This is a genomic window from Rhizobium sp. P2_G9 (assembly GCF_056403475.1).
Window position 1 is genome coordinate 1 of the sequence record NZ_JBFUFK010000040.1, and the last position, 26,538, is coordinate 26,538.

Annotated in this window: 21 protein-coding genes and 1 pseudogene; 10 read left to right on the forward strand and 12 right to left on the reverse strand. The window is 59.1% G+C overall.

Translation table 11 applies throughout. The annotated features are described in order from the left end of the window. Positions 1-206 precede the first annotated feature (206 nt). Both AC1DYF_RS28555 and AC1DYF_RS28560 read right to left on the reverse strand, forming a co-directional pair. Positions 207-1,082, reverse strand: coding sequence for an NmrA family NAD(P)-binding protein (locus AC1DYF_RS28555; protein ID WP_477880751.1), 876 nt, complete (start codon positions 1,080-1,082; stop codon positions 207-209). Beyond that, positions 1,036-1,503, reverse strand: a complete 468-nt coding sequence (locus AC1DYF_RS28560; RefSeq protein WP_477880753.1) for a nuclear transport factor 2 family protein — start codon at positions 1,501-1,503, stop codon at positions 1,036-1,038. Before AC1DYF_RS28560 ends, AC1DYF_RS28555 begins: the two co-directional genes overlap by 47 nt. Before the next feature lie 115 nt (positions 1,504-1,618). On the opposite strand from AC1DYF_RS28560, the gene AC1DYF_RS28565 reads away from it, so the two are divergent. Next, positions 1,619-2,173 carry a TetR-like C-terminal domain-containing protein gene (locus AC1DYF_RS28565; protein ID WP_477880755.1) on the forward strand — a complete coding sequence of 185 codons (555 nt, stop codon included), beginning with the start codon at positions 1,619-1,621 and terminating at the stop codon, positions 2,171-2,173. A gap of 327 nt (positions 2,174-2,500) precedes the next feature. Here the strand turns inward: AC1DYF_RS28565 and AC1DYF_RS28570 are convergent, their stop codons facing one another. Then, a complete protein-coding gene (locus tag AC1DYF_RS28570; RefSeq protein WP_477880757.1) occupies positions 2,501-3,160 on the reverse strand; it encodes a TetR/AcrR family transcriptional regulator in 660 nt (219 codons plus the stop codon). Positions 3,161-3,298: 138 nt separating this feature from the next. Between AC1DYF_RS28570 and AC1DYF_RS28575 the strand changes: the two genes are divergently transcribed. Continuing rightward, positions 3,299-4,267, forward strand: coding sequence for an alpha/beta hydrolase family protein (locus tag AC1DYF_RS28575; RefSeq protein WP_477880759.1), 969 nt, complete (start codon positions 3,299-3,301; stop codon positions 4,265-4,267). Between the two features lie 184 nt (positions 4,268-4,451). Here AC1DYF_RS28575 and AC1DYF_RS28580 read toward each other — a convergent pair whose 3' ends face one another. The 4 genes from AC1DYF_RS28580 to AC1DYF_RS28595 all read right to left on the reverse strand — a co-directional run bounded on the left by AC1DYF_RS28580 (position 4,452) and on the right by AC1DYF_RS28595 (position 7,661). After that, complete coding sequence (locus tag AC1DYF_RS28580) at positions 4,452-6,185, reverse strand: molybdopterin-dependent oxidoreductase (protein WP_477880761.1); 1,734 nt, start codon at positions 6,183-6,185, stop codon at positions 4,452-4,454. Positions 6,186-6,226: 41 nt separating this feature from the next. Then, positions 6,227-6,442 (reverse strand): hypervirulence associated TUDOR domain-containing protein, encoded by a 216-nt coding sequence (locus AC1DYF_RS28585; RefSeq protein WP_477880763.1) that lies wholly within the window; start codon positions 6,440-6,442, stop codon positions 6,227-6,229. 536 nt (positions 6,443-6,978) lie between these two features. Continuing rightward, complete coding sequence (locus AC1DYF_RS28590; protein WP_477880764.1) at positions 6,979-7,176, reverse strand: hypothetical protein; 198 nt, start codon at positions 7,174-7,176, stop codon at positions 6,979-6,981. A 155-nt stretch (positions 7,177-7,331) separates the two neighbouring features. Continuing rightward, positions 7,332-7,661: a hypothetical protein gene (locus tag AC1DYF_RS28595; protein ID WP_477880766.1), complete on the reverse strand. Its 330-nt coding sequence runs from the start codon at positions 7,659-7,661 to the stop codon at positions 7,332-7,334. A gap of 57 nt (positions 7,662-7,718) precedes the next feature. On the opposite strand from AC1DYF_RS28595, the gene AC1DYF_RS28600 reads away from it, so the two are divergent. Continuing rightward, positions 7,719-9,368, forward strand: coding sequence for an acetolactate synthase large subunit (locus AC1DYF_RS28600; RefSeq protein ID WP_477880768.1), 1,650 nt, complete (start codon positions 7,719-7,721; stop codon positions 9,366-9,368). 121 nt (positions 9,369-9,489) lie between these two features. Then, positions 9,490-9,870 carry a nuclear transport factor 2 family protein gene (locus AC1DYF_RS28605; protein ID WP_477880770.1) on the forward strand — a complete coding sequence of 127 codons (381 nt, stop codon included), beginning with the start codon at positions 9,490-9,492 and terminating at the stop codon, positions 9,868-9,870. A 794-nt stretch (positions 9,871-10,664) separates the two neighbouring features. Here AC1DYF_RS28605 and AC1DYF_RS28610 read toward each other — a convergent pair. Then, positions 10,665-11,888 (reverse strand): ATP-binding protein, encoded by a 1,224-nt coding sequence (locus tag AC1DYF_RS28610; protein ID WP_477880772.1) that lies wholly within the window; start codon positions 11,886-11,888, stop codon positions 10,665-10,667. A gap of 758 nt (positions 11,889-12,646) precedes the next feature. Between AC1DYF_RS28610 and AC1DYF_RS28615 the strand changes: the two genes are divergently transcribed. The 5 genes from AC1DYF_RS28615 to AC1DYF_RS28635 all read left to right on the forward strand — a co-directional run bounded on the left by AC1DYF_RS28615 (position 12,647) and on the right by AC1DYF_RS28635 (position 20,182). Further along, positions 12,647-13,948, forward strand: coding sequence for an extracellular solute-binding protein (locus tag AC1DYF_RS28615; protein ID WP_477880774.1), 1,302 nt, complete (start codon positions 12,647-12,649; stop codon positions 13,946-13,948). 74 nt (positions 13,949-14,022) lie between these two features. Next, positions 14,023-14,952, forward strand: coding sequence for a carbohydrate ABC transporter permease (locus tag AC1DYF_RS28620; protein ID WP_477880776.1), 930 nt, complete (start codon positions 14,023-14,025; stop codon positions 14,950-14,952). Next, the gene (locus AC1DYF_RS28625; RefSeq protein WP_477880778.1) at positions 14,949-15,791 is read left to right on the forward strand and encodes a carbohydrate ABC transporter permease; all 843 of its coding nucleotides are present in this window, start codon (positions 14,949-14,951) and stop codon (positions 15,789-15,791) included. Before AC1DYF_RS28620 ends, AC1DYF_RS28625 begins: the two co-directional genes overlap by 4 nt. A gap of 27 nt (positions 15,792-15,818) precedes the next feature. Then, positions 15,819-18,842, forward strand: a complete 3,024-nt coding sequence (locus AC1DYF_RS28630; protein ID WP_477880780.1) for an alpha-mannosidase — start codon at positions 15,819-15,821, stop codon at positions 18,840-18,842. Between the two features lie 170 nt (positions 18,843-19,012). Beyond that, complete coding sequence (locus tag AC1DYF_RS28635) at positions 19,013-20,182, forward strand: ROK family transcriptional regulator (RefSeq protein WP_477880859.1); 1,170 nt, start codon at positions 19,013-19,015, stop codon at positions 20,180-20,182. 11 nt (positions 20,183-20,193) lie between these two features. Here the strand turns inward: AC1DYF_RS28635 and AC1DYF_RS28640 are convergent, their stop codons facing one another. Beyond that, positions 20,194-21,294, reverse strand: a complete 1,101-nt coding sequence (locus AC1DYF_RS28640; protein WP_477880782.1) for an ROK family transcriptional regulator — start codon at positions 21,292-21,294, stop codon at positions 20,194-20,196. A 219-nt stretch (positions 21,295-21,513) separates the two neighbouring features. On the opposite strand from AC1DYF_RS28640, the pseudogene AC1DYF_RS28645 reads away from it, so the two are divergent. Beyond that, positions 21,514-22,214 (forward strand): annotated as a pseudogene (locus AC1DYF_RS28645) (IS6 family transposase). Between the two features lie 391 nt (positions 22,215-22,605). Here AC1DYF_RS28645 and AC1DYF_RS28650 read toward each other — a convergent pair. The 3 genes from AC1DYF_RS28650 to AC1DYF_RS28660 all read right to left on the reverse strand — a co-directional run bounded on the left by AC1DYF_RS28650 (position 22,606) and on the right by AC1DYF_RS28660 (position 26,535). Further along, positions 22,606-23,985 carry a hypothetical protein gene (locus AC1DYF_RS28650; RefSeq protein ID WP_477880783.1) on the reverse strand — a complete coding sequence of 460 codons (1,380 nt, stop codon included), beginning with the start codon at positions 23,983-23,985 and terminating at the stop codon, positions 22,606-22,608. Between the two features lie 275 nt (positions 23,986-24,260). Continuing rightward, entirely contained in the window at positions 24,261-25,697 is a 1,437-nt protein-coding gene (locus tag AC1DYF_RS28655) for a M81 family metallopeptidase (protein ID WP_477880860.1), read from the reverse strand. Between the two features lie 61 nt (positions 25,698-25,758). Continuing rightward, on the reverse strand, positions 25,759-26,535 hold the full coding sequence (locus AC1DYF_RS28660) for an SDR family oxidoreductase (RefSeq protein ID WP_477880784.1): 777 nt from the start codon (positions 26,533-26,535) through the stop codon (positions 25,759-25,761). Positions 26,536-26,538: the final 3 nt, after the last annotated feature.

Consider the following 26,538-nt stretch of genomic DNA (forward strand, 5'->3'; position numbering starts at 1 on the left):
GGATTGGTTCAACAATCGACGACTTCTGGAGCCCATCGGCAATATTCCACCAGCTGAAGCCGAAGAACGATACTACGCCATGCTGGACGAACCAGCCGTGGCCGCATAACTTAAACCAAACGGTCTCCGGCAAAGCCGGGGCGGTTCACAGGGTCAGCGGAGCTTGCCATCGACAAGGCCTTCGCCGACAGCGCGTACTCTGCATGTTACTCCTTTTCCCAGCGTGGTTTGTTCAGCAGGATGAAGGCATCGGCCGTCGTGGGCGCATAACCCGTCATCCTGGCGACACCATCGGTTACGCGATCTTCGCCGCCCTGCTCGATCTTTGCGTCCATCGCGGCGAGCATCTGCGCATAAGTTTCGTCCAAGCCGCCTTGCCGGTATCGGTCCGCGAGTTGCTCAACGGTCAGGTTGACATGCTCTATCCTGCGCCCGAGCGCCGTGGAGAGCTTGGCGGCCATGTCTGCATATGACAGCGTTTCCTGCCCGGTCAGAATGAAGTCCGCGTTCCATGACCTTTCGGCAAGAAGCGCGCCGACGGCCGCGTCGGCTATATCGCTCGCGTCAATGAATCCGACCCTCCCGGCACCCGTCGCAGAGTATATCGCGTTGTTGTCCCGGATGGTCGCAAGGTGCTGCTGCTCAGAGAAGTTCTGCATGAACCAGGTAGGGCGCAAGACCGTCCATTCCGGGGCCTTCCGTTGCAGATAGGCGTGAATCTGTCCCATCATCGGCCCACCGGCTTCAAGCGACGACGCGCTCAAAAGCACGAAACGCTGAACGCCAGCAGAGCGCGCGATGTCGAGAATGGGCGGAACGATTGTCCCGTGGTCGCTGCTGTTCGTCGGCGCGACGATGTAAGCGGCTTCAACGGAGTCGAATGCGCGCTGGGCAAGCTCCGGCTGCTGCCAGTCGAAGGCAATGTCTGTTTCAGTAGTTGGCGTTCGCGTGCCGATCCGGTGCGCGACGCCACGTTCCTTGAGCCCTTTGGCAACGAGGCGTCCGGTCTTTCCCGTGCCGCCGATAACGAGAACCTTAGCCGACATGTTTTGTACCCTCAGCCTGGGCTTCACCTGCTGCATACGCACCATCCAGAGCCGCCAGCACAATGAGCGGATTCCAGTAGTCGCGATAACGAGCGATCCGGCCGTCCTTCAGGTCAATTACGGAGACATAGTCCTGGTCATATCGAGCGCCAGTCTGATTGGCGTGCCCCTTGCAGCTGAACTCGATCACGGCTGCGTCGCGCTGGGCCGAAACAAGGACGCGGCCAAGCGTCATGGACTCAATCGTGATCAAACTTCCGACTGTCGGAAGATAGGCCTCGAGCGCCGCCTTGCCGTCGAGCCTCGCGGTCCCGCCATGCGGTGTGAAGGGGAATTCGAAGAGAATGTCGTCCGCACACATGTCGAGGAAGGTTTTGGCCTCAGGGGCGAGCAGGTCTCCCAGAGCTTGCCCCAACAGTGCCGAAAGACTGGGAAAGAGGTCGGTGTTTGTCGTCATGGTCTTTACTCCTTGCTTGTAGAACGATACCGTTCCGTCCATATAAGGAGATATCTGGATGGAACGCAATAGTATCGACGAAAAAAATAGAAGAAAGCCTACCGGGGCCGCCGTCATGCGATCCGAACTGACGGACGCGCTCTATCGCGCTTTCTTCGAAGAGTGGGCCGAACATGGATACACCGGATTGAGTTTGGAGCGTGTTGCGGCGCGGGCGGGTGCGGGAAAGGCCGCTATCTATCGTCGTTGGCCCTCGAAACTGGCTCTTGCCTCGGAGGCCGTCGAGCGGCTGGGCCTGGCCTTGACCGATGTTTCCGACCGGGGTGGGCTGGCGGAAGAACTGGAAGCCTATCTCCTGATGATGCGACGGGCGCTCAGGCATCGACTTATCAGGCGCATCCTTCCCGACATTTATGCCGAAGGAGCCCGCAGGAGCGAACTTGTCCCCCTGCTGGACAAGCTGGCAGGCGGACGACGCCGAGCCGGCATCGAAATGATCGAGCGTGCCGTCACACGGGGGGAGGTTCGCAAGGAGATCGATGCCGAACTGGCCTTGGACCTGGTCCCGTCAGCCCTCTACTGGGGAATGATCATTGTGCGGCGACGGATCACCAGAGAACAGATTGGAAGGCAGGTGGTAGCCCTTGTCGCAGGTTTGAAAGCGATATGAAGGCCAACGGCTGGCCATTCAGATTGAAGGCGGCCGCGCACCGGCTATGTGCCGAAGAATCTTGTGGAACGGCAGATGGCCGTGGGCACGCTCACACAGCTCCTCGAAAACTGGTGCCCAACAATCCAGCACGGACTTCACAAACGCGACAGCATCCTCCTGCAGCCCGAGATTTCCGGTAATCCAGGATTGAAAGCTTGGCATAATTCGAACGTGGAACACCGGGTTGGCCCATTGCGGACATGGGCAGTGACTGCACCGAGAATATCCCTCGGTGCAGTCGCTTGTCAGAAGGTGACAACCTCCACCGTCGTGAGCCAGTGCGAGCTACGACTTACTTCCGGCAACAGCACCGAACCGTAAACCGTCAATCAAGAGGCCGACCATGCTCGCCGTGTGCGCTACAGCGTCTTCACCGGAAGCTACAGTGAGGTTACCGATCGCACGGAGCAGATCGTAGGGCGCAATGTCGTTGCGAACATGTCCGGCTTCCGCCGCCGCGTTAAGCAGCGTTTTGAGAGCCGGTTCAAAACTCGACCTGAAATAGCCAGGCAGGGCATCGAAAGCCGGATCGCCTGAATGCAATGCGGCTGCGAGACCCCGTTTGGTGCTTATGAAATCCGTGTAGTGCTTCAGCCAGGCGATGAGTGCCTGGTCAGGGGAATGCGCGGACGCCAGCAAGGCAGCTTGCGCGGCACAGCTGTCAACTTCCCGGCGAAACACTGCTGCCACCAAGTCAGATCGATTTGGGAAACGTCGGTAAAGTGTGCCAACCCCAACGCCTGCTTTGGACGCGATCTCCCTGACTGGTGCATCGACCCCGGAGGTTTTGAATACCACCTTTGCAGCTTCCAGCACGGCATCCTCGTTGCGAAGGGCATCCGCGCGTATACGTCTGTGCTGCTGGCTGTTGTCAGCGTTCGCCGTCTCCACGTCTTCCGGCAGTTGTGCCTCCGTCATCGACTTTTTCACCAATGTCTTCGCCATGCACTTGTTAAGTGGATCAATGTTCCGTATATCATTTCATAATCGGAACGTTGATCCGCATATTTCCGGATCGCGGTTCCGATTATCATATATAGGCCGGCCGCTTCGGTCTCGCCACACGGAAACAGAGAGAATTTTATGAACAACCTGATCAACGAGGCCCGTCACATTCCCATCAATAACGCCGTTCCTACCGTCTCAGTGAGTCCTGTGACGCTGGCGGCCCCGGAACGCGGGCTGCCTCTCCAAATGCGTATCACCGCTCCGTTGTCGGGCAGCAACCTGCCCATCATTCTGCTATCACATGGACATGGGCCATCGCTCTATCTTCCATCGAAAGATGGCTACGGTCCTCTCGTCAATTTCTATGCAGAACACGGCTTCGTCGTTATTCAGCCCACGCATGCGAATTCAAAGGTAGCCGGACTTGGACCGGATGCACCGGGCGGGCCATTATTCTGGCGGTCGCGTGTCCAGGATATGAAACTTATCCTTGACCAGCTTGATGAGATCGAAGCTTCGGTTCCATTGATCGCAGGTCGCCTGGACCGGAGCCGGATCGCGGCGGTTGGACATTCTCTAGGAGGGCAAACGGTCGGCTTGCTCCTCGGTGCATTATTGACCGATACTAATGACGAGACGGCAACGAACGTAAGCATGATCGAGCCGCGTATCACAGCGGGTGTGCTATTGGCCGCACCCGGAAATGGCGGTGACAGTCTGAGCAAGTTTGCTGCCGATCACTATACGTCGATGAACCCCGACTACTCACACATGACGACAAGGACCCTGGTGGTCGTTGGTGATAGCGACGGTTCGCCGCATTTGACCGTACGCGGTGCCGAGTGGCACACCGACCCTTATTACCACGGTCCTGGCAGTGACGGCCTGCTTACCCTATTCGGCGCAAAACACGGACTGGGCGGGATCGCTGGTTATGACGCGAAAGAGACAGATGACGAGAACCCGGATCGACTGGCTGTGGTGCAGCGAATGACCTGGGCGTATTTGCATTCGGCGCTTTATGCAGAGGATTTTGCATGGTCGAATGCGTGCAAGGCACTCGAAATGTATGCAAGTTCGCAGGGTCGCGTCGAGGAAAAGTAACTATTTTACCCCGCGCCTTCGATCAGTCCAAAATGAAGGGAAGCAGGTAATCGGGCGGGACAGTTGCAGTCGGAGTGTGAATGCAAGACCAAGCGTGCACACGGCGTTGTCAGGTTGTCTGCAGCTTAATGGTTGACAGATTAATTGGGCTGCATTCGATCACAACTGTCGCTCCCACGATTGATCAAATCGGCATGCGGTAACCGTAGAATTCGTGGTCCTCATTGTAGCCGCCCTGCCCGGCGCCGAGGTCGGCAAAGTCATGAACGAACTCGATCGCCACGACCCATTTGACCATCTTGAAGCCGAGCTCGTTCTCGCAGCGTAGCCGCAGGGGCGCTCCATGCAGAATGCTGAGCGGCGCCCCATTCATCTCATAGGCGAGGATCGTCAGCTCATGCCGCATGTTCCCGATCTTATGAACGTCGTAGTATCGGCCGCCATCGGCGCCGTCAGCTAAGGAATAGAACACTGCGTAACGGGCATTCGGTGTCGGCTTCACCAGGTCGAGAATATCGCGCATGGGAACGCCACCCCATTCGGCGACGCCCGACCAGCCCTGAATGCAGAAATGCGTCGTGATTTGCTCCTGCTTTGCCATCGCCCTGAGGTCGGCCAACGAGAACTCCCGCGGCGCCCCAACAAGCCCGTCGACCCTTAGCTTGTAGCTCGCGAAGTTCTCGGCCACGAGATCGTCGAACTCTTTCGAGTTCGGCATGGTACCGTTCGGCCAGAAATAGGGTGAAATATCTTTCTTCGTGAGTTGGGAGCGTGGATCCCAGCCCTCGGTCAGCCCCATGAGCCAGCCGATCATGAAAGCGCCCGTACTCTGTACGAGACGTGCATGGCGGATGCTAAGAGGTGAGACAACAAGCCAGGCCGTTGTCATGATGGCCATCGCAAGTAGAAACAGGGGAAACCCCATCCAGGACGCATCATTGACGCCGCCGAACATATGATTGGTGTTCTGCCGAATACCGGTGACGAATACCATGGCGCCATGCGCCAGAATGAAGCCGACGAACCATGCGAACGAGATGAAGTGGATCGATCGCATCATCTGCCGGTTGAACAGCCGTCCGAACCAGCCCAACGCGTTGGAGATTGCCGGGCTCTGCATCAGCCCGGTGACGATCGAGGCGGGCGCCGCAACAAAAACGGTGATAAAATAGCTGAACTGCTGGAGGCCGTTATAGCGGGTCCAGCCTTCATCGACCGGAAAGTTTAGCGAGGCATATTGGATCGCCGTGGAGAGCGTCGCTGGGATGACCTCCCAGGTCAATGGCACGAGCCGGCGCCACTGGTCGGTTGAAAACAGCAGCGCATAAAACACGATGCCGTTGACCAGCCACAGCAGGTTGATCGAAAAGTGCCACCATCGTGACAAGCCGAGCGTATGGCGAAGGCCAGGAATGCCGAGCCAAGTCGGTAGTGTGACGGAATCATCCTTGGCGGTCCAAATCCGCCCCTTTGGCACCGGCACTTGGAAGCGGAACCAGTCGCTGCCCGGCGTGCAGTCACGACTCCAATAGAGTCGTGGGTGATCGGCCAGAATTTGCAGGCCGGCACGCATGATGAACATCATGAAGAACATGTTCAGGAAATGCTGGAGCTGCAGCCACCAGGGAAATCCCGAGTCGACCGACGGCGCCGATTGGGCGATGCCCGGATGGTTCTGAATGAAGACCGCGACGTTCGGAAGCTCGCGCAGGCTTTGCGCCAGCGCGATCAGGCAGAACAGCGCCGCCGCGCCAATCGGCAGTGCCCAGATCGTATTGAACCAATGGCTCCCGATCCGGATGCGCGGAAAAATCCCACGCTGCGGCGGCATCCAGTGGTCGAGATGGATGCGATTGTCCGCATCGCTGAGACGGGCACGAAGAGGTTCGGGCGAGGAAGGCCGGAAAGGCGTGGGCATGGGGCGATCGTTTCTGTCATCGATCACGCCTGGCAGGAGTGTCAGTCGCGAAGCTTGGTGAGCGCCGAGCTTGTGTGGAAGGCGACATGTTCGGTCTTGCTGCTCTTAATCTCATATTGCGGCGCGTCGACTGTCGCATGGTGCGTGTAGCCGTTGACATCGAACTCGCGCGCGTGGACGCGAGTGATTGTACCGCTGACGCGCCCGGCCTCGGAATTCCAGCCTACGCGGTCGCCGACTTTGAATCGATTCGCCATAAGTAAATCTCGCCAGCGCTGTCACGACGCGGAACATGTTACAGGCCTACCTGCTCAGTACCAACGTCCCCGACCATACAAGCCGCCGCCGCCAATTAATATAACTATGAGCACGATTACGAGAATTGTGGTGATATCCATGGAAGTCTCCTGGGAGTGAGCACTATCTTTTGCGCGGCTGCTCCAACTCAGATCAACGGTCGGCGTCTACTTTCGTTCCAGTCAAAGGGACAATTGCTCCTACGGAAATGCGTCCGTGCAGACCCGCCGCTTGCCGGACACCATCCAATGAACATATAGAGAACAAATCAAGTGCAATTTCGGCCGCGTTTCCGGCTATGGCATGAGGCTGCGTGACTTAATTTCAAATCGTGACCTGACGCAGGGTCTCCGACCGCGCAAGGAAAGAACCATGATCGCAAGCTGATCGTCTGTGCTCATCTGGCCGTCGTCGATGGCGAGACCCTCAAATGCGACGGACAGTTGGTGCGGCGGCTGCGCGAGAGTACTCCGTTCGTCTCCGGCATAGATACGCCTTAGTTGAGGACGTGGAAGTGCCAAAAGGAACGCAAGCTTGCGCATCTGGCCAGCAGAAGGGAGAGCGCGACGGGCAGCAGCAGCGCCGACCCGAGCAGCAATGCGCCGAGCACGGCGAGGCCTGCGATCAGTCCCGAGCCGAACTGGACGAGAATGGCGGCTGATGCCAGGAGGTGAGCGGCCGCGACAGCCTGCATCCGCCTGGTCCTGCCCGAGGCCATCGCCCATGCGCGAGGCCGCGCCGGCGCAAGCAGTGGCAGTCTCAAGACCTGCCACAAACTTCGCCCAGCGGGGCCCAAAGCGCCGAGAACCGCAGTGCCGAGCCCAGCCGCCGACCATTCCGGCCTGAGCGTCAACGTGCCCGGCAGCGTCGCTCCGTAGAGGCCCTGGAGCGTGGCGCCGCCGCCGGGTAGCAGGAGGGACGCATTAGATAGCCGAGCTCCACGCCGACCAGTCCTGCAAACACGGAGAGCACCAGCAGCTCGGCAATCGGCAGCCCCGTCAGCACCACCGCCGAAAGTCCGAGCGCGCGAAGCGTTCTGAATTTCGAGTAGCCTATTCCGGCGTGCGAACTGCCATCGATACCCGGAACGGCCGGCTTCGCCGCCTTGTTGAGAATTGATCGGTCGACCGGATGCTCTTTCAGAGCTGTTGACGGCAACACTTTTGACCGTTCATTCAACGCGATGGTTCCAAAACTGCGCTGCCAGGAGCATGATGCTTGAAAAGGAGATAGTCCATGGCCAAAGGATCGGACCTACTCGTCGGCGCACTTGAGAACGAAGGCGTCAAGTACGTCTTCGGAATTCCGGGCGAGGAAAATCTCGACTTCGTGGAATCACTTCGCGCATCCTCGATCAAGCTGGTGCTGACACGACATGAGCAGGCGGCCGCCTTCATGGCCGCGACCTACGGCAGGCTGACAGGCAAGCCGGGCGTATGCCTGGCGACCCTTGGTCCAGGTGCTCTCAACTTTACCACCGGAGCCGCCTATGCGCTTCTCGGCGCGATGCCGATGGTCATGATCACCGGCCAGAAGGGCATTCTTTCGTCGCGCCAGGCGCAGTTTCAGATCGTCGATATCGTCGCGACGATGAGACCACTTACCAAAGCTTCCCGTCAGATCGTCTCCGCATCAACCATCCCGACGGTCGTGCGTGAGGCGTTCAGACTTGCCCAGGAAGAAAGGCCCGGTCCCGTCCATCTCGAATTGCCCGAAGACATCGCTGCGGAGGATGGTGGTGATCCGAGCATGATTCCTCCACATGACCTCGAACTGCCGGTCGCCAGCGCCGCCGCGCTTGACCGGGCTGCCGCCATGCTGGCTGCCGCGGAACGACCGTTGGCAATGCTCGGCGCGGCAGCATCGAGGCCAAGATCGACCTCGGACCTTGCCGACTTTGTCGTGCGCGCAGGAATACCGTATTTCAACACGCAGATGGGCAAAGGCACGGTGCCGGGCGGCACTGAACTCTATCTCGGGACGGCAGCACTGACCGAAAAAGACTACGTCCACGAGGCGGTCGAAAGGGCCGATGTCATTTTGACAATAGGTCACGACACCGTGGAAAAGCCGCCCTTCATCATGGGATCCGGCGGTCCGAAAGTCATACATGTCGGCTATCAGCCGGCGCGCGTCGAAGAGGTCTACTTCCCGCAAATCGAAGTCGTCGGCGACATCGGCCCGTCGCTGAAGCTCCTCGGAGACCGTATCGACGGCAAGCTCAAGAATGCCCGGGCGCTTCTGTCCCTGCGAGAAAGAATCCTCGCCAGGATCGCTGACCGGGCGACCGAGGACCGGCCGACACCGCAGCGGCTCATTCATGACATCCGTGCAGTCATGCCCGACGATGGTATCGTCACGCTTGACAACGGAATGTACAAAATCTGGTTTGCGCGCAACTACCGTACGAGAATGGCTAACACCCTGCTGCTGGACAACGCATTGGCCACGATGGGCGCAGGCTTGCCGTCCGGCATGATGGCCTCCCTGCTTTACCCTGAGCGCCGCGTCATGGCTGTCTGCGGCGACGGTGGCTTCATGATGAACGCACAAGAACTGGAGACAGCAGTCAGGTTGAAGCTTAATCTCGTCGTACTGATCATCGAAGACAATGCCTACGGGATGATCCGTTGGAAGCAGGCTATCGACCACTTTCCCGACTTCGGCATGACATTCACCAATCCGGACTTCGTCGCCTTTGCCGAAGCACATGGAGCCAAGGGCACGCGCGTCAGCGATGTGAGGAATCAGAAGGCAGCGCTGGAGAACGCATTCGCCACTGGTGGAGTTCACGTTGTGGTCGTGCCCATCGACTATTCGGAAAACAAGCGCGTTCTGGTTGACGAACTAGCGGAACGCTTCGATCACCAACCGGCGGCAACCTAGAAAGTCATCGGCGAGCGACCCGCACTATGAAAGGTTCCATGCATCAAGCTTCCGAGGCGAAAACTGCGTGGTGGTGCAGTCCTTTGGAATGTTGGCTCAAGGATCTCGAGAGGAAATCGAAATGGACGACAGGGCAGTGCGGGAAGCGCTGGAGCGGCATTGGACGGCCGCCGATGAAAGCAACTTCGATGCCGAGCACAAAATCTACCACGAGGACGCCGTGCTCGATTATCCGCAGTCCGGCGAGCGCATCCGCGGTCGCAAGAATATTCAAGAGAGCCGACGCCTGCAACCAAACAAGAAGCGCTTTACGATTCGGCGGATCCTGGGCAGCGATGGTCTCTGGATAAGCGAATTCGTGCTGAGCTATGACGGCGTGCCCTCGTACGCGGTGAGCATCATGGAAGTCCGCAATGGACTGGTACTGCATGAGACGCAATATTTCGCCGACGCGTTCGAACCTTCGTCGACGCGTGCGCATCTGGTTGAACGCGGCGGTTAGATCACCGTGCGGCTGCCCGAGGTATCCAGACCGGAGCAGGCCCAACAGGTGACGCGCGATTGATCGACGTGGGAAAGATTGCCGTAACCGTTTGGCCGCATTGAAAATGAGAGCGTTCCTATCCAGGTCATCAGGCCAGACGTTTTGTTGTCCACCTCATCGTCGAGCGCGCAGTCAATCGTCTGATGACAGAGTAGCCGTGCAGCACCCCTCGACAAACGACATCCTCGACAAAGTCCAGCGCGCCACGATTTCCTACTTCTGGGAAGGCGGCCATGCAGCATGCGGGATGGCGTACGATCGTCGGCTCACGTATGGCCAACCGAGAAACGATCTCATCTCCATAAGCGGCTCGGGTTTTGCCCTCCTGGCGATAGTCGTCGGCACAAGCCGAGGATCTGGACGCCGTAATCCGCAGAAATTAACTCACCCGATTGCCCTGCGCATCGTGGAGGTAGCCCTCAAAATTGAGAAGGGAAAATTCGAAGCAAAACCCGGGAATGTGCGACTTTGGTAGAATAAGATGGAGATCTTCCTACTTGGAGCGACGTTCGCCACTTGACCGACAAACAATCGTTGGCAAAGCAAAACGTGACCAGCTCATAATGGCCCAAAATAATAGGAGGGAGTTTGAACCTTCGAACCTGCAATTCCTGCAACGAGCACCTGCAACCCATCATTCGACGAGAAATTTTTAGCGGTTGAAGGGAATCGAACCTGACGCCAATTTTGATCGACACCATCGAATTTTCAAGAATGCTCGGGTCTGGAGACTGAAGCGAAATTCCCGGGCGCTAATGCCACAATGCGGAAATTGGCACGGCGGATAGGCGTTCACCGAATGGAATCACCTTGTTATAGTCGTACAAGACAATGCCCGAAACAAAGCGCTCTCCAGATGCTTCGGCCAAAATTCGCAAACCCGAAAAATCGGAATTCGAGACGGATGCTGCCGCTTTTATCTCAATACCGACAATCCTCCCCCTTTGGTCTTCGATGACGATATCGACTTCGTTCTGTTGCTTGTCACGAAAGTGCGAAAACTCGAAGTGAGTTTGCCCCCCGCCCGCGAGTTTAAGGATCTCGCCAAAAACGAACGTCTCCAACAATGCCCCGAACTGACCCCTGTCGTCGCGCAGGCGGTCGAGAGAGAGGTCACGAAGGGATGCGAGAAGACCAGAATCGAGGAAATGTATTTTCGGTGTTTTGGTCAGGCGTTTCAGTTTGTTCGAAAACCAGGGTTGCACGGTTCGAGCGAGGAACAGGTTCTCGAAGATTCCGACATATTTTTGCGTTGTGATGTGGTTCATCCCGATAGCGGCGCCAATTCCGGAATAGTTCACGAGCTGTCCAGAATGCTCTGCCAGAATGCGTAGCAGGCGCGGCATTTGAGCAATCTGCTCGATTTGCGCGACATCGCGAACGTCGCGTTGAACGATCGCCTGGATATAATCCGCATACCAGTCCTGTCTGCGGCTCAAGGTTTTGCGGCCCAATGCCTCGGGATATCCACCGGCCAGAACCGCAGCCATCAGGTCGTCTCCGACGACGAGTTCTCCGGCCTTAGCTTCGTTTTGAAAGGCGTCGCGCAGGAAGCTGGCGCTGGCAGTTCTGATCTCGCTTTGCGCAAGCGGCAGCAATCGAACGACCTCTATGCGCCCTGCGAGCGAATCCGCCACGCGTGGCAGCATCATGAGATTGGCTGAACCGGTCAGGAGGAAACGCCCTGGGCGCTGGTCGGTATCCACGCTTTCCTTGATGGCCAGCAACAGCTCGGGAGCGCGCTGAATTTCATCGACGATGGCGCGATCCATACCTCTTACAAAGCCAACTGGATCCTGTCGCGCTGCGTCCAGGGTCGTCGCATTATCCAGCGTGTAGTACTCCATCCCCTCGTTAGCCATCTTCTTGGCCAACGTCGTTTTTCCTGATTGTCGGGGACCTACGATCAGTACGACTCGGGTGTCTGACAAGGCGTCGACAACCCGTTGCTCAACGAGCCTTGGATACAGCGCCACAGCTTCATTCCTTTCGATGACTGTTTGAAACTATGGTGATGACCGATTGAAAGTCAAGGCATGACCATTTGAAATCTAAACGGCGGCTGATTGAAACGAGAAACCAAAAGTAGGTGACATGCCAGATTGCGGCATGAGGGAGGCGAGAGGCCACGCAGGCGCTGCAGAACCTTTGCTATTTGGTCACCGGAACTGACCTACTGATGCTCAACGGAGGGGTATCTGATCAGGAGCGAAGCGAAAGCATATTTCCATCACACCGCCAACCCGACCAGCTCTTAACAAACGGGAGGAATGCAGCAGTTGAAGAGACTTGAACCGTCGACCTTGCCCCATTTATTCATATAGCACTGATTTCGTTCACGTTGCGGGAATAGCTGTGGGTTCAAGGATCGAACGCAGCTGTGTCGCAGCGACTGCCCGCTTTCTTTCATCAGGCGGAATTCCAAAATAAGGCGCGCCGGTCGGGGTGCGCGCGCACTCCGCTGGAGTCCAATCAGGATCCAGCAGGGCTAGGCGCTGCATTCGAACAAGCTCAAGCATTCGCGCCGACGTGAGCGGCATTGGCAGAGACTCTGTCGGCACGAAACAGAGATAGACCAGAAGCGGGTTCCGGCGCTCGCGGGCACGACTTCAGGATTCAGCATCTACTTGACAGGAAAGAAAAGTGATTTAACCTAATCGTACCGACCTGAGAAGAACGTTGTTGTGGAGGCAGCGCAGGTCGGAAACGCTCTTTGAGCCCTGGGAGGTATTCCATGAAGAGAAATGTATTGGCGCTCACCCTTGTCGCCGGCTCTGCCTTTTGCTTGCCGCTTGGCGCCCACGCGCAGGAAACCATTACCGGCGATACCGTCGGCCCGGCGGATGCGCCCAACAAGCTGGTGTTCCGCATGACCACCGACGGGCCGCGCAACAATGAACCCGTCTATGCGGCGGGCTATGCCAAGCTCTTCAACGCCTTCATCGCCAATCATCCGGGATGGCAGATCGAACTGCAGATGATGTCGGGCGATATAGGCCAGGAACAGGCCCGCATGTTGGAACAGGCAAAGGCCCGCACCGCTCCGGATTGTGCGGCGGTCGATTCCTTCGTCCTGCCGTTGTTCAAGAAAGCGGGCGTGCTGCAATCCTTCTCGCCCTATTTTAAGAAGGAGGAGATCGACCAGCTTTTCCCGTTCATTCGCGACGGCATTACTGGCACGGACGGCCAGATCTATGCTTGGTGGTGGTCCACGGACCTTCGCGTCCTCTATCGCAATACCGAAATCGTTCCGGATGCGCCGCAGACCTGGGACGAACTCAAGAAGGCAGCGCTTGCCTCGACTAAAAAGGGCATGGAAGGCGTGCTTTTCAACGGCAGCCGCTATGAAGGAACGACTTTCGATTGGCTCGCCAATTTCTGGGCCCAGGGCGGCAAACTCGTAGATGACGCCGGCAAGCCCGTCTTCGGCGAGGGTGCCAACCGCGACAAATTCATCAAGGCGGTCAACTATTACCGCGATCTGGTCGAATCCGGCGCCGCACCCAAGCGCGTTGCGACCATCGGCAATTATGACGACTTCAACGCCGCCGCCACGGCCGGAACCACCGCGCTATTCGTCGGCGGCAACTGGCAATATGCGCAGCTCAAGAGCGCGCTGGAGCCGGCGGAATTTGCAAAGTGGGCCTTTTCGCCCCTCCCCGGCCCGACGAAAGACGAGCGTTCGACCGGCACCGGTGGCTGGACGGTCGCCTCGTTCAGCAAAGACCAGGCCAAGGTCAAGATGTGCGCCGATCTGACCCGTGAGATCTATATGGGTCCGGCAAACGAGCTGCAGGAACAGCTTCCGACGCGGGCCGATTTCTATGAGAAATACAAGGTGTTTTCCACCGAGGCGAACAAAACCTTTGCGGCTGCGCTCAAGTTCGGCCAGGCTCGTCCCGGCGCACCCGTCTACCCTGAAATCTCCAACCAGATACAAATCATGATGGGCAAGGTGCTGACCGGCACCCAGCCGACCGACGCCGCCGTCGACGAAGCATTCAAAGCCTCGCTCGACGCCTTCGGCCGGTCGTAACAATATCCGGCGGCGTAGCGGATATTCAACCTGCGCCGCCGGGCTTCATGCATGTCTGATAATCGGATGGGCCGATGACGAACATTAGCGCCGAAGCTGCGAGTCCAGTCATGGTTTCCAGCATTGCGACCCGGCACACACCCGCCGTCATGCCTTGGCTCATGCCGCTGATCCTGGTTCTGGGGATCTTCTATCTCTACCCGATGCTCGACGTGTTTCGCTTGGCCTTCACCAACATGACGCTGCTTGGCGGCGACGGGCGATACACGCTGAATACCATCGTCGATACGCTGATGCGGCCTGAACTGCCACAGATTCTTGGGGTGACCTTCGTCTTCACCTCGGCAAGCGTCATCATCCAACAGGCGTTCGGACTCGCCATCGCCCTGGTGGTGGTGCGTTCGGAAGCGCGGCTGCTGTTCGGTACGACCATCGTGCGCACGACCGCGCTAATTGCCTGGGTCGTGCCGGGCATTGCGGGCGGCATCATCTGGAAAATGCTGTTCAACGAGGCGCCGTTCGGCGGGCTGAACAGCATCCTGCGCGCCGTGGGCATCGCGCCGGTTCAATGGCTGTCCGATCCGGACATGGTGATCTGGTCTGTCGTGCTCTCGAATGTCTGGCGTGGCACGGCTTTTTCAATGGTCGTCATGTATGCGGCGATCAAGGCGATCGATCCGGTCCTTCACGAGGCCGCCGAGGTGGATGGTGCCAGTTCATGGCAAAAGCTCGTTCATGTGACGCTGCCGCAATTGCGTGCGGCCATTCTCGTCAACATGATCCTGATCACGATCCAGACGCTGAACACGTTCGACGCCATCATTTCCCTGACCGGCGGCGGACCAGGCCGGGCGACGGAGGTTCTTTCGCTTTACACATTCAACGCCGTCTTCCGCAATTACGACCTTGCCGTCGGCTCGGTCCTCTCTATCCTGATGCTGGTGATCAGCCTTGCATTGGCGCTGATCTATGCCCGGTTCCTGCCGAAAGGAGACGGCCGATGAAGGTATCGACGCAAAACCGCCTCGGCGATGCGCTCAGCTATCTCTTTCTGGCAGCGACCTTCCTGTTCTTTGCCTGGCCGCTGCTCTGGCTGCTGTCTCTGGCCCTGCGGACACGCAAGGAAGTTTTCCTTGGCGTCAGCCGGTTCATACCCAAGGCGCCGACGCTCGACAATTTCATCACCATCCTCTCGTCCGAAAAATTCGCCGGCTATCTCTGGAATGCCTTGAAACTATCGTCCGCCAGCGCGATCGGCTGCCTGATCGTGGCGCTTCCGGCGGCCTACGCCTTCTCCCGGTTCGAATTTCGTGGCAAAGGCCCGTGGATGATGGTCCTGCTCGCCTTCCAGATGATCTCCCCCTTGGTGATCATGGTGCCGCTCTATCGCTACATGGCCGCCATCCACCTGACCGACAGCCATTTCGGCGCGACGATGGTGTATATCGCCCTCGTCGTCCCCATGGTGACCTGGATCCTGAAAGGCTTCATAGACGGCATTCCCAAAGATCTTGACGAGGCCGCACTGATCGACGGCTGCAATCGCTTCGGTGTGTTCTGGCGGATCATCCTGCCGCTCTCGACCCCTGCCATGGCTTCCGCATTCATTATCGCCGTCATCGCCGGCTGGTCGCAGTTCCTGGTTCCGTTCCTGCTGATCACCAAGGAATCGCTGACGCCGATCGGCGTTGGCATTTTCCAATATGCCGGCACGCAGAACGATTCCTCCATCCAGCTTCTGGCAGCTGCCTGCCTCGTCTCCGTCGTTCCGGCGATCGTCGCCTTCCTATCCCTGCAACGCCTCATCCTCAGCGCCATGACCGCAGGCGCGGTCAAGGGCTGACCCCTATCACAGCATCAGGATTTCATCATGACTTTGACCTCATCCCAACGCCTCGAACGCCTTCAGAAGCGTGCCCAGGAGCTGGAATTTTGGCGCGCACGGCAGACGGCGCATATCGATGGATGGAGCTTTGAGGGTCAGTCGATCGCCATCGGTTCGGCCTGGCCGCGAAAGGATGGGGCCGTGCATTTTGCCTGTGCCGCCGAGGCTCCCTCTGACTGGCCTTTGAGCGAGACCCGCCTCGTCCTCGATCTTGGCGGCGAAAGCCTGATTACTATCACCGATGCGGACGGCGCTGGCAAAAGCTATGGGCTCGACCCCTATCATCGTGAATTCCCGATCCCGTCGCGAAACGTTCGCATCTCCTCCGAAAGCGTTGCTCGCCTGCCTTTCGGCGAACCTGTGCGCGAGCCAAAGCTGGCGCGTGCCGAATTCATCTGGCTGGATGACGCCGTGGACCGACTGTGGCTGCTGTTGCGGCAGATCGCCGAAGCGGTTTCCGTGCTGGAAAACCACGATGTCGTGCCGCATCTCCTCGACGCGGCGGAAGATGCGCTCTATAGCCTCGACTGGCCTTCGGCGACCGCCGCCTACATCGCCCGCATGGCTCCATCGCCCATGCAGCAGAAGGTCTGGCAATTGCCGGCGCTGGAAGCATCGCCCGAAGGGTTGGACGATGCACAGCGCCGAACCGCGATCGCAGCCTATGAGGCACTGATCGAACGATTGAAGGGGTTGCGCGAGCGCTTCCCACCGCAAGGCAAGATCGCCCTGACCGGTCATGCCCATATCGATCTCGCCTGGCTCTGGCCCTATGGCGAGACGCGGCGGAAAATGCGCCGCACCTTCTACACCGCGCTCTCGCTGATGGAAGGTTCGGACGATTTCCGCTTCAATCAATCGACCGCGCATTACTATGCCCAGCTTGCCGAAGACGACCCGCAACTGCTGGAAAAGATTGTCGAGCGCGTGCAGGCCGGGCAATGGGAAACGGTCGGCGGAACCTGGGTCGAGCCCGACACCAATATGCCGACCGGGGAGAGCCTCAGCCGCCAGATCCTTTACGGGCAGCGCTATTTCGAAAAAACCTTCGGCACGCGCCACACGGTTTGCTGGCTGCCGGATTGTTTCGGCTTTTCCGGAGCCCTGCCCCAGCTTCTGCGCCAGGGCGGTATGAACAGCTTCTTCACGATCAAGGTCAACTGGTCGGAAACCAACCGCTTTCCCGCCGATCTCTTGTGGTGGGAAGGCCTGGACGGCAGCCGGGTTCTGGCACACACATTCGACAATCCGATGCATGGCTATAACGGCTTCGTGCAGCCCGACTGCTTCGTTCCGACCTGGAAGAATTTCCGCCAGAAGGACAAGCATGACACGACCCTGCTTTGCGTCGGCTACGGCGATGGCGGTGGTGGCGTGACGCCGGAAATGATTACGCGCGAGAAACAGCTGCGTGTTTTTCCGGCTCTTCCCGAAGCGCGCTGGACCAAGGTTCACGATTTCTTCGACGCCGCACATCAGAGCGCAAACGAAAAGACACTGAATGTCTGGCAGGGGGAGATCTACCTGGAACTGCACCGGGCGACGCTGACCAGTCAGAGCGCCGTAAAGCGCCTGCATCGCAAGGCCGAGCGCAGCCTGATCACGGCCGAGACGCTGGCCGGCCTCGCCCATCTCATCGGCAGCGAGCGCCCTCGGTCCATGGAGCGGGAATGGCGAACTGTGTTGAAAAACGAGTTTCACGACATCCTGCCCGGCTCGTCGATCGCCGAGGTTTATGACGACGCCAGGCATGAACTCGAACAGGCGATTGCCGACGGAAGCGCGGCGCAGGATGCGGCAATGGCGGCGATCGCCAGTCGGTTACCGGCCGGTGCGGGCGGTTCTCTGCTGGTGGTCAATCCGTCACTGTCCGAACGGCCGCTTCGCCTGACCCTCGCCGACGGCAGCACGATCTCGGCCGAAGGCAGTCTTCCGCCACTCGGCATTGCTGTCCTGCCGAACGAGGCGCTTGCGCCGCAATCAGGCGTTTCGGCGAGCCGGGAGCACCTCGAAAACGATGTGCTGAGAGTCGTACTCGCCGCCGATGGCTCGATTGCGAGCATCCTGCACAAGCCCACCGGGCGCGAGGCCTTGGACGGTGTCGGCAACCGCCTGCTCGCCTATCCTGCCGACAAGCCGCGCAACTGGGATGCATGGGATGTCGAGGAGGATTATCCCAGGCGCTCTGAGGAAATCACCACATTCGACAGTCTTGAGATCATCGAATCCGGTCCTCATCGTGCCGCGATCAAGATTGTCCGGACGTGGCGCCATTCGCGCATCACCCAGATCCTGTCGCTCGGCGCCAATTCCCGCCGGCTCGACATCCTGACCGAGCTGGACTGGCACGACCGGCGCGTGCTGCTCCGCAGCGAGACCGGCGTTGCCGTCCGCAATGCCCGCGCCACCTGCGAATGCGCATACGGCGTGGTCGAGCGCCCGACGCATTCCAACACGTCATGGGATGCAGCGATGTTCGAAGCACCGGCGCACCGCTTCGTCGATCTTTCCGAGCCCGGCTTCGGTCTTGCGTTGTTGAATGATGCCAAATACGGCCACAGCATGCGGGGCAATGTCCTCGGCCTGTCCTTGGTCCGAGGGCCGATCTATCCGGACCCGATGGCCGACGAGGGCTTGCAATCCTTCACCTATTCACTGATGCCGCACGCAGGCACATGGTATGAAGGCGCTGTGAGGGAAGAAGCCGAAGACCTGAACCAGCCGCTTCTTGCCGTTCCGGTTTCGGGCCGTGCAGTCGGCGCCTGGCAACCGCTGACCGTCTCCGGAATCGATGCGGCCCTTTCCGCCATCAAGCCTTGCGAGGACGGAGACGGACTGATCGTGCGCGTATACGAACCCGCAGGACGCCGCGGCGATTTTGCCCTCGGTCTGCCCAAAGGCTGGCGCCTTGAGGGACCGGTGAGCATCCTTGAGGAAACCATGCCTGATGTGCCAACCGAAGGCCTCCGCCCGTTCGAGGTCAAGAGCTGGCGGATTTCGAAATCCTGATCTGTTGTGGGCGGCTGGCACTCAGGTTCTCCCGATGAATATCTTTTCTGGCAATGAAGGCTTAGTTTGCCGGGACCGTGGCCGCTCACAGCGGCGAGACAGAAGGCTGAGAGGCGGATTTGAAATTTGCGGGTTCGAACACGGAACAAGCGGCGGTACAGAACCGCACGATGATCCTGAGTGCTATCCATCGAAGCGCGCCCATCTCGCGCACTGAACTGGCGCGTCAGTCGCGGCTGACGAAGCAGGCGGTCACCCGCATCGTCGATCGCCTGCTGGATGAGGGCCTGATCGTCGAGGCCCGCCGCCGCCATGGCTTGCGCGGCCAGCCGGCGATCGAGCTGGAGATTGATCCGGAAGGCGTGTTTTCGATCGGCGCCAACATCGATCGCGATCACCTCACGATTGTCGCCGTCGATGCCACCGGAGCGGTTCGCGGCCGGATCCACCATGAGCAGCGCTTCATCATGCCGGATACCTTTGTCAGCCTGATGGAGGATGCGCTCTCCTCGTTCCTGCGTCGCAGGGTCGTCAGCGAGGCGCGTCTGGCCGGCATCGGTCTCGCCATCCCGGATTGGCTCGGCGAGGTGCAGGTGATTGGCCTGCCGCCGAACTACCGCCGCTGGAGCGGCTTCGATGTGCGCGGCGCCCTGGAAGCCATGTCCAACCATCCGGTCTTCATCGACAATGACGCGAACGCCGCCGCCTTGGGCGAAATCGAATACGGACTGGGCACCGAAATCCGCAGCTTCTTTTATATCCTCGCCAATGCCTGCCTGGGCGGCAGCCTGGTCATCGACGGCATTCGTCACAAGGGCGCCAGCGGCCTGGGCGGCGAGATCGGCTGGCTGCCGGTCGTGTTCGACGATGGACCACTTGCCGGGCAAAGCCGACCGCTTGGCGAGATGTTCTCGCTGTTCATCCTGCTCGATTACCTGAAGAACAACGGCTTCGACGTGGCAACACCGGCCGATCTGCTTGATCTCGACGACAATGGCCGGCGCCTTCTCAGCACTTGGCTGCGCAAGGTGAGCGTGAAGATCGCCGAAGCCATCGTGCATATCGGCATGATCGTCGATCCGGAGGGCGTGCTGATCGGCGGACGGTTCCCGGTGCGGCTGATCGACGAATTGCTGGTCTATGTGCACGAAGAAATCATGCATCTCGGCGCACAGGCGCCGTCCCTGCACCGCGCCGCAAGTTCGGAAGATGCCGCAGCCCTTGGTGCCGCCGCCATCCCGCTGGCGCACAAGCTGGGCCTGCCCTCCGCCGAGGCGGCGCAACGCTTCCGGGTTCCGCTCAGCAGCCCACCCAAGGAACAGCAGGCCGGAGCGCACTGACCGTCCGATGTTCAGGCCGGGTTGAGCGGCTGCGGAAGCACCTTTGGCAACAGAATCTCCAGGAAGGGCTGAAGGGCCGCGCCAGCGGCAATGCCGGCCCCCGGCAGAGAAGTGCGATTGACCGGAGGGATCCAGGGCGCAGCCACGAAATAGGCGCTTTGCTTTTCCCTTTCCCGCATCATCCGGGCGATGATCATGTCGATCACATGGTCCGGCAGCGAACCGCCGATCAGCACGGCGCCCGGGGCAACGAAACCCGATATGGCGACGATCGAGTCGAGAAGATGGCTGGCGGCGGTCATTGCCCAGTCTTCGACGGATGCGGGGCCTTTTTCGGCGATATGGCGCTCGAGAGAGGTTACCGTCGCCACCTCGTCAAGGCTGGCATGCCTCTGTCCCGAGCGCATGGCGCCGATCTGGCCGGCGCGTCTATGCATGCCGCGAAAGATCTTCCCACCGATCAGCAATCCGGCCCGCACGGTCTCGTCGATCAGGATGACAACGAGACCGCCCTCGGGTTCCCCAATGCCGAGCATGCGCTCGGCAATGACGGCGGCTTCCGTGTCATCGAGAAAGAAAACAGGAGCTGGCGCAAGCGATGCCCTGATCGCCTCCCGATCGACAACGGTTCCCGCACCAAGCGCAATGCCATTGCCGATCGTGCCGCACTGAATCCCGGCATCCCTGAGCATGGCGGCAACAGTCCCGCCGATTTCCGCACTGTCGCCGATCTTACGCCGGCTAACCACGACACCGGCCAGATTCATGATGACGATTTCGGTACCCGATGTGGTCAGATTGACACCGACCGAATGGGCGCCATCGGCCAGGAGCATGAATTCCACGGCGCTGTATCTGCCACCGGTTTGCCGCTTGCGCTCGCCGATGAGGCCGGCATCCTGCAAACGCCGCATGATGCCGGTGATCGCCGGCTCGGTCAGCCCGAGACGTGCTGACAATTCCTGCCGCGTGAGCGGTCCGAAGCGGCGCAGCATGGCAAGCGCAGTGCGTGAGTTGTGGTCGGCGATATCCACCGGGCTTATTCCGGGAAGATCATCTCGCGCCTGTGCCCTGCGCCCGATTGAAGCCGAAAGCCGCCGTCCCGTCTTCACGATTGCATCCTCGAGTCGCTCATGCATACGCGCATGTTTTCATGAAACGATTAAAACTGAATCCCATCAATTTCAATCGGTACCCACGTTGGCGGGAGGCGGGCGTCGCGTGAATGGTGGGGCAGAGTCTGTCGCAGTGGGCTTGTCGCGAAGATATTTACGGGCCGCAAGGCATAGTCAACTTAACGAATCGTGGATTTCGATGTGAGAAGACGGGTCATGACAGACCGTGACCCGCTCTACCGCCGCCATCGCTTTCCCGCTGAAATCATTGCTCACGCGGTGTGGCTCTATTTCCGTTTTCCTCTCAGCTTGCGGATGGTCGAGGACATGCTGGCGGCGCGAGGGATTATTGTCTCACACCAGACTGTCCGCCTTTGGGCAGAGAAGTTCGGCCGCGCCTTCGCCAGCGAAATTCGCCGCCGCTCAGCCGGTCGGCTTGGAGACGAGTGGCACCTCGACGAGGCAGTCGTTTCGATCGGCGGCAAGAAGCACTGGCTTTGGCGCGCCGTCGATCAGGATGGTTTCGTCCTCGACGTTCTGGTTCAGAGTCGCCGCAACGCCAAGGCAGCCAAGCGCCTGATGCGCAAGCTGTTGAAGGGCCAAGGCCGCCCCCCGCGAGTGATGATCACCGATAAGCTGCGATCTTACGCCGCCGCGAAGCGAGAGATCATACCGGGTGTTGAACACTGTTCGCATAAAAGCTTGAACAATCGGGCGGAGAACTCCCACCAGCCATTCCGGCGACGGGAATGGATCATGAACGCTTCAAGTCACAGCGATATCTACAGCGCTTCGTCTCCATCCATGATCCGATCGCCAACCTGTTCCACATCCCCCGCCACGACATCTCACCCAGCCATCATCGCGAACTGCGTTCAGAGGCGATGAACCTGTGGGCAAAAATCGCTCGGGCGTGAACCGCCATGGTGCAACCGGGCTACTACGACTGCCTCGTGCCCGTTAAGTTTACGATGCCGCTGGGCGATATCCAGACCAATCGTGGTAATCTTCTCCATGGACGGCTCTCCCTTATGTGACTTTCGACAGCCGCACTTTGGCACATTGCGATGCCGGGAGCAGAGGCCGTCCATCACATCAGGTCAGCTTGGCCTCAGGAAAGAGCCGCCACGAATTGTTGGGCACGGCATTTCGACGTCGTTCTAGGGAGAGACCTCAGGCAAATCCTGTCTCCGAACATAATCCTGGCTGTTTCAATGACCACGCTGCCGCCCAACGTCTACACTGTCAATCAAGTCCGGCGGTAGTCTCGCCGTGCGGATGGACAGCCACAGGCCGCCTGAGGTCTGTTTAGGGTACCGTCTGAAGTTTGATCACTTCTGCTTTCGCACGAACGATCAAAAATTGGAGTTGCGGATCGCCTTGCCTGACCGACAAAGCGGCATTTAATGCCAGCAGACTTTGCTCGGCGTATTCCTTTTTATGAGTTGCGATTGCAAGCTGCAGAAGTGATGTACCAAGCTGACTGTTCGCGCGGACATAATATTGCGGAAGATGCCCGGGCGAAAAGACTCCCAACGCGGCGCGAAATGCGGCATTGGCGGCCAGGAAGCGGTCTGGGAGTCGATATATCACCGCGAGCTTCAGAAGTGCATCGGCGTACGACGCCTGGGTCAAAGCCCATCTGTCTGTGTCAATTTTCGGCGGCCAGTCATGAAGGCTCGCCTCATAGGCCGCCACCGAATCGTAAAGAAGTTGAGGCTTGACGCTAATGATTGCTTGCTCTTCTAAAGCCAGCCCAAGATCGGCCTGCAATTGTGTTCGTAGTGCAGCATTAAACTGCATCGACGGGGTGACGCCATCAGGCAGGTTCCTTGTCAGCCCATGGCGAAGAACCTCGGCGGCCTCGTCGAGCTTCTTTACATCTCGCTCACGGACTCCAAGCTCGGTCAGGGCCTCGCCGAGCGTTGCTGCCCAACTGACATACTGACGCGCTTCAAATTTGATGTCACGCACTTCCAGCACAGCGCGTTCTATGTCGACAGCTTGACGCACATATTCGTCGTTCTTGGTGAGATTTCCCAAAGAGAAGTATGATGCCGCAAGAACAGCCCGCGTGATGACCCAGTTTCTTCGGTCTTGTACACGCTGCCAGGTGTCAAGCGCTGCTTTTGCCGAGACGATCCCTTCCTGAAGCCGCCTCGGCGTATGTTCCATTGCCCCAAGCTCAAACAGCGTTTCTGCCAAATCGTTCTGCGCACCCGCGTACTGACGGGCATGCCGTGTCGGAGTAAATACCTCAAGCGCAGCGTGATAAGCCTCGACCGCCATTTCCAGATGATGGGCTTCAGTCCTGTTTTCACCGACGGCCATTAGGGCGTCGGCGCGGCTGAGTTGGGTCATGCCCCAAAGTTCGCCATCGGTTTTCTTTGTCCACACTTCGAGCGCAGCATCGAAGTCTGCAACGGACTTCTCAAATAAACCAATTTCTCGCGTGAGGGTCGCCAGCCGGAAATGCTCATGACCCAGCTTCGAATTAAGCGTGGCGCACGTATTCGGATTTTTCTGACGATTACATGCGGCCAGTGCTAACTGGTCCTCTTGGATGGCCGCCCTAAGGGCCGTTATCACATTCTTTGTATCGACTGCTTCCAGGTCTGCTGACGCGGACTGCGCAATGGCAAAAAGCATGAGACCTGTGACAAGAACCGAAATCTTAAAGATACGCAAAGTGCCCTCTTGAATGCCTTTGGTCTGCGCTAAGACAACCGAGCCGCAGCGTGTCACAGCCGAGAGTGCTCACTTTCGTCCCACGCGCAATTCAACTCAATGGTTCAAATAAGTCCACCCACAAGTCAACGCCATCTAGTTTCGACCCTGGACCGCGCGACCAAGCTCTCCGACACCAGTACAACCGCGACGACAGATGGCCGCTTTTTTTATCCCCATGGCTTCATGTTCGTCATGCCGGTCAGGAATCTGATCGGCGCCCCGAAATGTTTCCGTCAGCCTCGCCAGCACGCTGAAAAACAGGCTCGCGGCTGATAGTCGAAATTCGTGTCGAAGGGGAAGACGGGCCGCATCCGGCGCCGGCTTGTCAGACCTTCAATATCCTGGCTGACGACACCGGCAGTCAGCGCCATGAGGTTCGGATTGGCAATAGGGGCAAGTTCCGGCGAAAGATAGCCGGACTTGACGACAAGCAGGCGCACCGAGCGGGGGTCGAGGCCGAGCCGCGTGAAGTCAGCGAGATCATGATAGGGGCGCCTGCGGGCGGCAAGAACGATGGTCGCGCCGCCAGCCCGGATGACTGCTTGACGTTCGGCCGGAGGCCCCGGATCGTCGAGGCGAAGCACCTCGGTTTCTAGACGAACTGGCACGCTTGCTGGATCGAGACTGCCGCCGATCGACAAAGGCACCGTTGCACCCCGACCGGCGGCAAAGCAGATCTCAACCGCTGGCCGGTCCGTGATGCCGGCAAACAGCGCATTGCCGAATTTGCGGGCCAGCACGGCCCGAAGGACGTCGGCGCGATCACCGACGCCGCCGCCGGTTGGATTGTCGGCGGAGTCCGCCACGATGACCGGAGCAGTTCGTGTGCTGGCAGCGATATCGAGCATCTCTTCAAGCGGTCCGGTCACTGGGCCGAAACGGAAATCGCTGCGGGCATTCCAATAAGAAAACGCAATCTCTTCGGCGACCCTCGCAGCCTCGGCCTTGTCGGTCCCCGTTACTACGGCACACGCCGTCGCACGCGGCTCATCCGCCCAGACATAGCCGACCATCAAATTGGCGTCCAGAATGCCCTTGCGTCGATCGCAATCTACAAGCCTGCGGTAAAGGGTTCTTGCCGGTTCGTCCTCGGTCGAGGTTCGCTCCCCCGGCAACAGCACGGGGACCGGCGCCCAAGCGATCCCCGGTCGCGTCCCGCTTTTCAGCGCCCTAACAAGCATTGACCAAGCGCGCACCATGGTTTCACGGACATCGACGTGCGGTGCAGTGCGATAGGCTGCGAAGATATCAAGCTGATCGACGATCGTCTGGCTGACGTTGCCGTGGAGGTCATAGCTTGCCGCCACGATGCAATCCGAACCGACCACGGCGCGGGCCGCCGATATCCAATCGCCTTCGGCGTCGTCCACACCCTCGACATTGATCGCGCCATGCATGGCAAGATAGAGCCCATCGACCGGCAGGACAGCCTTCAGGCGCTGCAGGAATTCGGCCTTGAACGCCTCGTAAGCGAGCCGCGACACCGGCCCGCCGGGAACCGCCCGCGCATGCAGAAGCGGCAGATGATCGATCCCCTCCGCGTCCAGAAAACTGAAATAGTCGGAGGCGAGGAGATCCGGTCCGCGTAGGACGCGAAAATCCTCAATCGTCATCAGCACCGGCGAATAGGTACTGCATTCCGTGTGAATTCCGCCAACGGCTATTCGCACCATGTAAACCTCGGCTCAGTGAAAATCGGCTTCATATCCAGCACTGCTTTCGTTCATGGCTTCAGTAATGCTCGGACTGTGAAAATGTGCGCGCCAGCTCGGCCTGGCCGGCTGTCAGGCCGCAGTCGACCGGCAGGCAAACGCCGCTGATCGCAGCCGCCTGCGGACCGGCGAGGAAGGCGACCGCATTGGCGACCTCCGTGGGATCGACGACCCGCTGCAACGGATACCATCGGCGTGCTTCCTCAAACACATCGGGATTGGCGGCGGCGCGCGCTTCCCATGCATGTGTCCGCACCGTGCCGGGGGCTACGGCGTTGGAGCGAATGCCGAACTTGCCATATTCGACGGCGACCAGCCGGGTAAAATGCAGGAGCCCTGCCTTGGCTGCGCTATAGGCCGGATGGCCGAAGACAGCCATGCCGTTGATCGATGCGATGTTGACGACCGAGCCCCTGGAAGCCTTCAGCATGTCTTCCACGGCGCGGAAGCACAGAAACGCCGCTTCCAGGTTGAGCGCATTGTCCATGCGCCAGATCGCCGGGGTCGTATCGTGCAGGCTGACGGCGCGCGCCGCACCGGCATTGTTGACGAGCGTCCTCACCAGGCCGAGTTCAGTGGCGCGTTTTGCAAGTCCGGCAACACTTGCCTCGCTGGTAACGTCGCATTCCACCGCAACGAACTGCCTGTTGTCTCCCAGCGCCGCTGCGACCGTTTCGGCTGCCTTCAAGTCGATATCGGCCAGCAGCACGACATCATGATCATCGCCCATCCGCGCCGCGATGGCAGAACCGATGTCTCCTGCGGCGCCTGTCACGATGGCGATCGAATTCGTCATGCG